The sequence below is a fragment of the Micromonospora sp. NPDC047548 genome (assembly GCF_040642975.1).
Classification (GTDB): domain Bacteria; phylum Actinomycetota; class Actinomycetes; order Mycobacteriales; family Micromonosporaceae; genus Micromonospora.
This window is the reverse complement of the sequence record NZ_JBEYTI010000089.1, coordinates 1-10,150: the sequence shown is the minus strand read 5'-3', so window position 1 is coordinate 10,150 and position 10,150 is coordinate 1. Positions and strand designations below refer to the sequence as shown.

Sequence of the window (10,150 nt, the reverse complement as noted above, 5' to 3'; positions counted from 1 at the left end):
CGACCTACACGACCGCAGCGACGTCTTCGCCGTCTACGGCATCTAACAAACCATGATCAAACCGGACACTCCCGAACAACGCCGGGGCCGTGGGCAAGCAGGTCAGGTGTCAGCGGCTTCCTGCCATGTCCGATCGCGCCGATCGTCGACGCCGACAGCATGTCGCCTCCGCCGAGGCCGAACAGGTACTTGGCAGGACCTAACCAGCTGAGGTTGCGGTTGTGCAGCAGGCGCACTACCAGGCCGCCGACGCTGTTCGGGTACTGCTGATATGGCGGTGTTGGTGCCGACGGCCGCTGCGGGCGGGGCTGCTGGGGCAACGACCGGATGAACTGGTGCAGCTCCGGTACGGCCCTCGGCAGGTACGTCACCCAGCCCCTGGCCTGGAGACGGCCGAACCGTCGACGACCCTGTGGGTGCCGAAAATTCCATCCATAGGCCGTGCCTGCCAGTTCGCGGGCGCCTGATAGCCGCCTGACGGGTACGCCAGAATGGTCGTTCGTGCTGCTGCGACTGCCCTACCTGGCGCGCACGAGCGTCTTCGCCCTCATACGCCTGCTGCCCACGAGCGACATGGACAAAGACATCGAGATTCTGACGCTGCGCCACCAGCTCGCCGTCCTGCAGCGCCAGATCGACAAGCCCCGCCTCACCCTGCCCGACCGGGCGTACCTCGCCGCTCTCCTGCATCGGCTGTCCCGCCCCAGACTCCGGCGGCTGCACCTGATCGTCTCCCCCGACACCGTCCTGCGCTGGCACCGCGACCTACTCCGACGCCACCACGCCAAAGCATCCCGCCCGAAACGGGCAGGCCGACCCCCGCCGACCTGCCGCAGCGTCCAGGCGCTCGTCCTGCGCCTAGCCAGGGAGCATTCCAGCTGGGGCTACAGACGACTCCACGGCGAACTGGCCAGCCTGGGATCAAGGTCGCCTCCTCCACCGTCTGGGAAATCCTCAAGACCAACGACATCGAGCCCGCCCCCGAACGTGACCGCCAGACCTGGGCCGCCTTCCTGCGCGGCCAGGCACGCGCGATCATCGCCGCGGACTTCTTCGAGACCCGGACCCTGACCGGCGCGCGGCTGTACGTCTTCGCTGTCATCGAGCATGCCACCCGCCGCGTTCGTGTTCTCGGTGCCACCGCCCACCCCACCGCAGCCTGGACCGCACAACTGACCCGCAACCTGGTCATGGACCTCCACGACGCCAGCGCCACGGTGAAGTACCTGGTCCGCGACCGCGACAGTAGGTACACGGCCGCCTTCGACGCGGTCTTCGAAGACGAAGGTATCGCCACCGTGAAGACTGGAATCCGAGTGCCGCGCATGAACGCGATCATGGAGCGCTGGGTGCGCTCGTGCAGAGCCGAACTCCTCGACCGCACCTTGATCGTGAACCAGGCCCACCTGATGCACGCGCTCCGCGAGTACGAGACGTTCTACAACGAGCGCCGGTCCCACCGGGCGCTCTGCGCTGCGGCACCCCGACGCCCGCTCCCCCAACCGATCACCAACCCGGACCGACTCGACCACCTCGACATCCGCAGGCGTGATCGACTCGGCGGCATCCTTCACGAGTACCGACATGCCGCTTGACCTGTATGGACGGGGTTTTCGGCACGCACAGTGTTGGCCCGCTTCGGCGCGCTGCGCCTCGACGGCCCACCGGATGGGTACGTGGTGGCGCTCACCCCGCTGGGCCGCGCCGCGCTGCCCTCATGCTGGTGAGGTCAGGATCGGACGCCGTAGCCCAACCGGGGCTCCACCGCAGCCCTCGCCGCCGGTCGGTGCTCCTGCGGAGCCCGACCTCAGCGGGCGGGCACGTGCGCGACGATGGCTTCGACCGGTGACCAGGTGATCCCGGGAATGCGGTGCAGCGGGGCGAACGGTGGGGCGGCCCGCTGCCACGCCGCCGCCAGGCTCTCCGCGATCTCGGCACGCGCCGCGGTGTCCTCGGCCGAGCAGGCGTCCGATGCGACCCGACGGAACGCAGCGACGTCGCGGAGCTGGATCACCACCGTCCAGCGCACCCGGTACCGGCCGGGTAACACCTCGGATGTGTCGATGTCCACCTCGAGCACCGTGGCGGAACCTGCCTCCAGCAACGGCCACATCCCATCGGTCGGGTCGAGCAGCCAACCCAACGCCGCAGCCGGGTCGCGGCCGATCTGCTCCCGGGAGTCCGGCGCCTCGTCGTCGACGTCGACCTCGCCGATCTCGAACGTCGGGCTGGCGTCGAACGCTTGGACTGCGGCGTCGAGCAGCACCGGGATGCGCTGCACCGTCACCTCGGCGGCCACGCTTCGCGCGTACCGGTACCCGGCCCGGCCCCGATCGGAGCGGCTGGCGGCCGGCGGCGGCTCTGGCGCGGGCAGGTCGAACAGGGTCAGGTCGTCGGACATCGGGCTCCCATCCAGCGCAAGGGGTACGTCCTCTTCAGTCCTGAACGTCAGGCGGTGATGCTCGCTGTCGCATCACCGGGCGACCGGCCGGCCGACGGATTCCAGGGCTGCGGCATACTCTGCCGGGTCCGCAGCATCGCAGCGCTGCCACACCGCCGCCAGCCGCCTGATCACCTGCTGCCGGGGTACCCCGGCAGCGCTCAACCGCCCGGCGGCCTGCCACACCTGGGCCGGCTCGTCGGCCCACAACTGCTCGACCACCGCGACGCAGGCGGGCAGCAGGTCCTGCCCCGTGCCGTGCACGGCCTGGTCGATCGTGGTGAGCGCCTTGCGGTGCGAGGGGTCGGCCGCATCGTAGTCGTCGACGTCGATCGTGACCGACGACCCGCGTCGCTCGGGGTCGGCGCGCTCGAACGTGATCCCACCGCGGCGCCCGGGTTCCGGGACCGCGAACCAGCGCCGGTCCAGGGTGGCCTGGATGTCGTCGCCACCCGCCCGGCGCGCCGGTAGGTCAGCCACGTACGGGAAGCACGGGTTGACCCGCCGATCCCGGCTCATCCGCTCGAACACCACCCGCACCAGCAACATCCGCCGCCGCAGGCGCAGCCGTGCCCGCCACGACAGGTCCCCGGACGCGCCGACCCAGGCAACCCAGGCCATGGCCACCTTCCGGGCGCTGCGCAGGACCACCTGCGGAGCGATCAACGTACGCGGCAGGACCTCCCCGAACAGCCTGGTGGCGATGATCGGCCCGATCCGGTCGGGCGGAAACCCGAGCACCTCAATACTCGCGTCCACGACGCGCTCGGCGAACATCCGGTCCGGCGCCGGGTGGCCCCACCCACGCGGGTGCGCGGCGAGGAACGCCTCGACCAACGCGGTACGGCGGCTGGTCGGCCACGCCTCGGCCAGCGTGGCAGGCGCCGTCTGCGGCGCCGGCTCGGCGGCGGGAACGCCCAGCATCCGGCAGGTCAGCAGCGGCAGGTACGCATAGCACAGCTCGTCCGGCTCCGGCCCGCTGCGCAGCGTCGGGCGTTCCCGGTCACGCGACGCCTCGATCGCCGCCAGCACCAGACTGCGGGCCCGCTGCGCGCCGATCGACTCGACCCGGCCCCGGCCAGGCTTCCCGCGTCGCAGGCCCGCCATGGTTCGATCGAGGTTGGCCGGCTGGGACACCATGGCGATCGCCGACACCACACCGTGGAACGCCAGGTCGATCGTGACGTTGAGCCCATGCCGGCGGTCGCCGTCCGCGTGCGCGAACTCGCAGAACACGTGGCAATACTCGCCGAACTCGTCGGTCCACAACAAGCACTCCCCGACCGTGGCTTTGCCCAGCAGACCGGTCCAGGACGGCAGCGGCACCTCGGCCTCAGCAGCGGCGCCACGACGCCGGCCGGCCCGGCCGGTCACCCGGCTTGCCGCCGCACCCGCCGCCCCGGCGACCTCCCGGGGACCCACCGCCGCGATCGCGGTCAGCAGGACCGCGCAGCCGGTACGGCCGTCCCGCTCGGCCTCGTCGATGAGGTCGAGCAGCAGCACGGTGAACGCCTCGTCGGTCGGCACGTCGCTCCGCATCGCCGAGATGTTCGACGCCACCCAGACCTCAGCGTCCAGCGCGTCCGCAGCCGCCATCAACTCGGCACAGTCGGCGATCGCGCCGGCGTACGCCGCACGCGCCTCGGGAACCCGCAGCCGCCTGCTGGGGCCACCCCGACCGGGGCGCTGCGCCGGCAGCCCCCGCCGGCTGGCACGTCCGCTGCCCGCCCGTCCGCCCATTCGGGCGAGCATGCCATGCAGCGCGTCACGGCCGGCAGCCGGCCCACCCGGGCGCGGATCAGATCTCCGGTGGGCGCCGGGCAGTGGCAGGCCGGCCACCCGGTACCGAGCGGAGCCCGCGGCCCAGGGCCGGCCGCAGTCCCCCCGACCATGACCCTACCCGCTGCGGCCGTGTTCCAGCGGCGCGGTTCGCCGTTCCCGTGCCGCAGGGCTCTGCCCGGGCATGAGGACGCATCGAGGCGCTCTGACACAATCGCCCGGTGCACCAGGGCATCCCGGACCCCTCCGCCACCGCCGCCGAAGACGAGCTGCTCCAACGCAGCGGCCCGCTGAAGGCGGCGCTCGTCGCCTTCGGGAAGAGCCCGCGCTTCGCCAGCGAGTTCCGTTCGGCCTTCGCCGACCGGTTCGGCACGGCCGAACCCGGCAACCAGGTCGACTACATCAACTTTCTGGACCGCTTCGTGCTGGAGCACCGTACCCGCGACGGCCGCACGGTCGTGGAGCAGTTCGTCGCGTCCCGGCCTGACCTGCCGGAGGCCGAACGCGCCATGCTCCGGTGCTGGGAGACGGTCGTCGAGGGCATCTTCGAGGTCGAACGCCACGACGGCGACGCCGCCGTCATGGTCAACCTGGTCGACGAGCTCACCTACCGGGTCCGCTCCAACGCAGGCCCGCAACTGCTCGAACGGCTCGTCCCGGAAGCGGTCCTGTGGGCCAGGGTCGTGCCGTTCGGCGATGGCTGGCTGTTGTCCGGGGCGCTCAACGCCGCGCCGTTCGAAGCTCGCCGCGAGATGTGCCGGGCCGCAGCCGAAATGGCCAACACCTGCGCGGCCGCGGTGTTCCGCAACCCGGACAAGATCGCCCTCGGGTGGGAACTCCACCACCGGCTCCGCGGGCACTTCATCGAGTTCTTCGGCGCCGACCTGGCCATCGTCACCGGGCACGAACTCGCCGACAGTATGGCCGGGTTCTGGAACCACCACGCCACCCGGATCAGTGCCGCTCGGAGTCAGGCGCCCGGCAAGGCGGCATCGTCCGTGGATCCGGACGCCCCGGACGAGGAGCAGCCACCTCCGGTACCCCCGATGTCGATTTCACCCGATCTTGAACAGGCCGAGACCGTCGGCATCATGTTCGACGAGGTCGAAGGGCTGTGGTTCCTGCCGGAGTACCAACTCATGCAAGAGGTGTTCGCCGACCCGGCCCGGATCACCGTCCGCCGCTACCGGGAGGCGGTCAGCGGGTACCTCAGAAGCCAAAGCCTTCCCCCGATCGCGCTGCGCAGGCTGGCCGAGCAGGATCCGGACCGGGCTGGCCGGGTCTTCGCGCGGCTGCTGGGCAAGCCCCGCTTCACCTGGCAGCGCGATGGGGAGGCGCTGCTGCGGCGATACAAGTCGGATTTCTTGGACCGAACGCCGTTGCCCGGCGTCACTCCGCTGAGCAACCGGCAGCGGGCGTTCCTGCGACCCCGCAGGGACGTGGAGGGATCCGGATGACGGGCATGGCGGATTTCGCCGGGCGGTGGCGGATCGTGTCGATGGAGTTGTGGGATACCGACGCCATCGACCTGGTGGAGCCCGGGTCCATCGAGTTCGACCGTGACGGGACCGGGCGGTTCGGGTTCATCGCCGTCGACGGGTGGATGGACTGCCGCGAGACGACCCGCGACGGGCGACCCTGCGTCGAGTTCACCTGGGAGGGCAGCGACGAGGGCGACCAGGTCACCGGTCGTGGCTGGGCGGCCCTCGCCGAGGACGGCACGCTCGACGGTCGGATCTTCTTCCACCTCGGCGACGACTCCGGCTTCCACGCGGTCCGCGCCGAGCCTCCGCCGACCGCCAGACATCCCCGACGGAGGCCCCGATGAGCACCACGAGCAGTCATTCGGACCCCATGGAAGCCGAGATCGAACGCGCCCTCGCCCCGGGACGGTTCGTGTCCGACCGGGGCTGCTTCCGGTTCGTCGACGGCCTCGAACAGGTCGCGGCGACCGTCGGCCGGCTCGTCGATGACGAGCCGGTAAGGGCCGCCACCCTGTACGAGACGTTCCTGGCCGGGTGCTACGAGAAGGCCGAAGAGGTCGACGACTCCAGCGACAGCTTCGGCATGTTCGCCCAGAGCCTGATCAGCGGTTGGATCACGGCCCGCCAGGCCGCGCAGGCGTCCCCGCAGCAGACCGCGGCCCGCCTGCTGGCCTGGATGGACGACGACCAGTACGGCTTCTGCCACCGGCTGGAGCGCGAGATCGCCACCGTCTTCGGCGAAGCCGGCATCGCGGCGTTCATCGACCAGATCCGCAGCCGGTTCGAAGCCGCCGACCAGGCCGCCACGGCCTCTGCCGGGTCGGACCAGGGCGACCAGGACGCCCGCCGACGAAGTGCCGAGACGCTCCGCTGGGCCGAGACGCTGCGGTCCCTGTATACCGCCCGGGGTGACCTCGACGCGTACGTCGATCTCACCGAACGTACCGGCCTGACCACGGATGACTGCCTCACGGTCGCGAACCTGCTGGTCACTCGAGGCGACCCGGCCCAGGCGCTGTCCTGGGCAGAGCGTGGCCTGGACCTCGACGCCAACCAGCCGTACCCGTCCTTCGCCGCGCACAGCCTCACCGAGCTCAAACCCCGGCTCCTAGCCGACCTGGGGCACGGTGAGCAGGCACTGGAGACGGCCTGGGCGGGCTACCGCAAGCATCCCGACCGGTACTCCTACGACCATCTGATAACGTTCGTCCCGCACGCCGAGCGCCCGGGCTGGCACGACCGAGCCATCACCGTGGCCCTGGACGGCGACCGTTACCTGCCTGCGGTGATCGAACTGTTGCTGCACACCGACGAGACCGGGCGCCTCGGGCAGTTGGCCGCGCGCACCTCCGACTGTTCATGGGAAGGCGTCGGCCACCACACGGCAGAGCAAGCGGGTGCCGCGCTGGAACCGGGCCACCCCGGCGATGCCGCCCGGATCTGGCGGGCCCAAGGCATGCGCATCCTGGAGGCGGGCAAGAGCAAGTACTACGGCGCCGCGCTGCGGTACTTCGAACACGCCAAGCGCTGCTACCAGCAGGCGGGTCAGCCAGCACAGTGGCAGCAGGTCGTCGATGAGGTGTACGTGCAGCACGGCCGCAAGACGAGCTTCCTGCCAGGCTTCGATGCAGTGGTGACCGGAACCGACCCGGCCCCGCAGCCGTCCTTCCTCGATCAGGCGAAGGCCCGATGGAGCCGACATACCCCCAAATGATCAACTCGGCGCCGAAAGCGGTCACGCGTGTTTCCGGCAGCGCGCTACCCTGCTTCGACATGAGAGCCGGGAACCGGCCGTTGCTGTTCCTCGATGTCGACGGGCCACTCATCCCGATCGGTGGCCACCACGACGCCGTTGACGACCGCCCCGGCCATCGGCTCACGCCAGCGCTGGCGCGGGCCTTGGCGTCCAACCCACTGCTGTACCGACTCGACCCCCGGCGCGGGCGCTGGCTGGCGGCCCTGCCGTGCGAGCTGGTCTGGGCCACGACGTGGATGGCCGACGCCAACGAGGTGATCGGTCCGCTCCTCGGCCTGCCCGAACTCCCAATCGTGCAGTGGCCGGAGGACGCCGACGACGACCAACCCGGGCTCGTGCACTGGAAGACCAGGGGTCTGGTCGACTGGGCCGCCGGACGCTGCTCCGTCTGGATCGACGACGAGGTCACCGACGCCGACCGACGCTGGGTCGACGCCCACCACACCGCGCCGGCTCTGCTTCACCACGTTGATCCGCGCCGCGGGCTCACCCGCGACGACATCGACACCATCAACAGTTGGTTGATCCACTTCCGACCAGCCTGACCCACCACGCACCGCGTCCACCGGCATGGCAGGCCGGTGAGGTAGGCGCGGAGGACCAACCTGCTATATGCTCGCGTATATGGGCGACCGGTACGACGTCGAGCTGGAACCCGAGGTGCGCGAGTGGCTCGACACGCTACCGCTCGCCGACTACCGGACCGTCGAGTACCACGCCGACCGGCTGGCCGGGGCGCCCACCACGCTCGGCGAGCCGTACAGCAGGCACCTGCGCGGTGCGGTTCGGGAACTCCGCTTCCACCTGAGCCGCTCGGCGTGGCGGGTCAGCTACTGGCTGGCCCCACACCGGCGGATCGTGTTGCTGACGGTCTTCCGCAAGACCCGAGGTCGCGAGGCGGCCGAGGTCGATCGAGCAGTGGCGGCGCAACGGATCTGCGAAGAGCGGCACGGAGTGGCGGCGCACGTGTACGACCGGGAGGGCGACTGATTGCCATGACGGGATATCACACGAAGTGGGTTGTGCCCGACGCGCACCGCGACAGCCCCGAGTACATCGAAGCCGGCGCGCGCATCGCCCTCGGTCAGGCCGTCTACGACCGGCGAACCGCGCTGGGCATCAGCCAAAGCGAACTCGCCCGCCGGGCGGGCACCACCCAGACCGTCATCTCGCGGCTGGAGGGCGGCGCGGTCACTCCCACCCTGCCGCTGCTGCACCGTCTCGCAGGCGCACTCGAAGGAGAGCTGAACCTCAAGATCACAGGTACGAGCACGCATGCGGAGTTCCCACTCGCCTCGTGACTCGAACGGCCAGCATCACCCACCACACCGAGCCCGGCCCGCCAATCTCTCGGCTTGCGGCCGTGCCGGCGCCCCCCGACGAAATCGGGGACACCGACACCGCCAACGCGAACATGATCAGCCACGCGGCGGCAGTGGCCACGCGCCTTCTACCAGGACAAACGTCATTCCGCCGCCGGTCGCGGCGCGTTCCCATGTGGTACGGGGCCCTGCGGGTGCCGAGAACCTCATCCGCCCAGCTCACGGCCACTTCAACCGCAGCGGCACGCACTTGCAACGATCGACGTCCCGGCGCACGTCGGATCGCCGCCCACCACTGGACGAGGATGCTGGGTCGTGCTGCTTCGACTGGCGTACCTCGGCGTGACCAACGCACTCGCGATGCTCCGACTCCTGCCGCTGAGCGACCGCGCCAAGGACGCCGAAATCCTCGCCCTCCGCCACCAAATCACGGTCCTCGAACGACAACTACACGGCGAGAAGATCCAGTTCGCTCCGGCAGACCGGGCGTTCCTCGCAGCCCTGCTGCACCGGCTCCCCCGTAACATGCTCCGCCGCATCCGGCTGCTGGTACGCCCCGACACCGTCCTACGCTGGCACCGCGACCTCATCGCTCGGCGACACGCGGGTATGTCACGCCCGAAGCGTGCCGGGCGGCCACCAACCGTCCGTTCGGTCCGGGTCCTGGTACTGCGCCTGGCCAGCGAAAACAGCAGCCGGGGCTACCGGCGCATCCACGGTGAACTGCTCGTCCTGGGCGTGAAGGTCGCCCCGTCAACAGTGTGGGAGATCCTCAAGGAAGCCGGGATCGACCCGGCACCGCAACGGACATCAGACAGTTGGGCGACGTTCCTGCGTTCGCAGGCCGAGGCCATCATCGCCGCCGACTTCTTCGAAGCCGTCACGCTGACCGGGGCCAGACTGTACGTCCTGGCCGTCATCGAGCACGCCACCCGCCGCGTACGCATCCTCGGCGCCACCGCAACGCCGACCGCAGCCTGGGTGACGCAGGCCACCCGCAACTTGATCATGGATGTCGAGGACGCCGGCTGCCGAGTCAAGTACCTCATCCGCGACCGGGACGGCAAGTACCCCGCCCTGTTCGACGCCATCCTCGCCGACGCCGGAATCGAGACCGTGCTCAGCGGCGTCCGCATGCCGAGAATGAATTCGATTACGGAACGGTGGATCCAGTCCTGCCGCCACGAACTGCTCGACCGCATGTTGATCTGGAACCATGCACATCTCATGCAGGCACTACGCGAATACGAACAGTTCCACAACGAGCATCGACCCCCACGGCCCCGGCGTTGTTCCGGCTTGAGGCGTTCTGTCCAGGTTAAGGACCGGACGGGGCTGGAGTTGTGGGACGAGCGCGGCTTCTGATGAT

The 10,150-nt window shown here is 70.0% G+C and carries 12 protein-coding genes; 8 read left to right on the top strand and 4 right to left on the bottom strand.

From position 1 onward, the window contains the following. Positions 1–56 precede the first annotated feature (56 nt). Positions 57–371 (bottom strand): hypothetical protein, encoded by a 315-nt coding sequence (locus ABZ807_RS32625; protein ID WP_357166804.1) that lies wholly within the window; start codon positions 369–371, stop codon positions 57–59. A 513-nt stretch (positions 372–884) separates the two neighbouring features. After that, positions 885–1,148, bottom strand: a complete 264-nt coding sequence (locus tag ABZ807_RS32620; protein ID WP_357166801.1) for a hypothetical protein — start codon at positions 1,146–1,148, stop codon at positions 885–887. A gap of 69 nt (positions 1,149–1,217) precedes the next feature. Between ABZ807_RS32620 and ABZ807_RS32615 the strand changes: the two genes are divergently transcribed. After that, on the top strand, positions 1,218–1,595 hold the full coding sequence (locus ABZ807_RS32615) for an integrase core domain-containing protein (protein WP_357166799.1): 378 nt from the start codon (positions 1,218–1,220) through the stop codon (positions 1,593–1,595). A gap of 212 nt (positions 1,596–1,807) precedes the next feature. Here ABZ807_RS32615 and ABZ807_RS32610 read toward each other — a convergent pair whose 3' ends face one another. Continuing rightward, positions 1,808–2,401: a hypothetical protein gene (locus ABZ807_RS32610; protein WP_357166796.1), complete on the bottom strand. Its 594-nt coding sequence runs from the start codon at positions 2,399–2,401 to the stop codon at positions 1,808–1,810. 72 nt (positions 2,402–2,473) lie between these two features. Continuing rightward, positions 2,474–4,180: a hypothetical protein gene (locus tag ABZ807_RS32605; RefSeq protein WP_357166793.1), complete on the bottom strand. Its 1,707-nt coding sequence runs from the start codon at positions 4,178–4,180 to the stop codon at positions 2,474–2,476. A gap of 260 nt (positions 4,181–4,440) precedes the next feature. On the opposite strand from ABZ807_RS32605, the gene ABZ807_RS32600 reads away from it, so the two are divergent. From ABZ807_RS32600 to ABZ807_RS32570, 7 genes are all read left to right on the top strand, one after another. After that, positions 4,441–5,676, top strand: a complete 1,236-nt coding sequence (locus ABZ807_RS32600; protein WP_357166791.1) for a hypothetical protein — start codon at positions 4,441–4,443, stop codon at positions 5,674–5,676. After that, positions 5,673–6,047, top strand: a complete 375-nt coding sequence (locus tag ABZ807_RS32595) for a hypothetical protein (protein ID WP_357166788.1) — start codon at positions 5,673–5,675, stop codon at positions 6,045–6,047. Before ABZ807_RS32600 ends, ABZ807_RS32595 begins: the two co-directional genes overlap by 4 nt. Then, positions 6,044–7,417 carry a DUF6880 family protein gene (locus tag ABZ807_RS32590; RefSeq protein WP_357166785.1) on the top strand — a complete coding sequence of 458 codons (1,374 nt, stop codon included), beginning with the start codon at positions 6,044–6,046 and terminating at the stop codon, positions 7,415–7,417. The genes ABZ807_RS32595 and ABZ807_RS32590 overlap by 4 nt, the downstream gene beginning before the upstream one ends. 59 nt (positions 7,418–7,476) lie before the next feature. Next, positions 7,477–8,004, top strand: a complete 528-nt coding sequence (locus ABZ807_RS32585; RefSeq protein WP_357166782.1) for a hypothetical protein — start codon at positions 7,477–7,479, stop codon at positions 8,002–8,004. 79 nt (positions 8,005–8,083) lie between these two features. Further along, entirely contained in the window at positions 8,084–8,449 is a 366-nt protein-coding gene (locus ABZ807_RS32580; protein ID WP_357166779.1) for a type II toxin-antitoxin system RelE/ParE family toxin, read from the top strand. Positions 8,450–8,481: 32 nt separating this feature from the next. Next, entirely contained in the window at positions 8,482–8,760 is a 279-nt protein-coding gene (locus ABZ807_RS32575) for a helix-turn-helix domain-containing protein (RefSeq protein WP_357166776.1), read from the top strand. Positions 8,761–9,096: 336 nt separating this feature from the next. Further along, positions 9,097–10,146: an integrase gene (locus ABZ807_RS32570; RefSeq protein WP_357166773.1), complete on the top strand. Its 1,050-nt coding sequence runs from the start codon at positions 9,097–9,099 to the stop codon at positions 10,144–10,146. Positions 10,147–10,150: the final 4 nt, after the last annotated feature.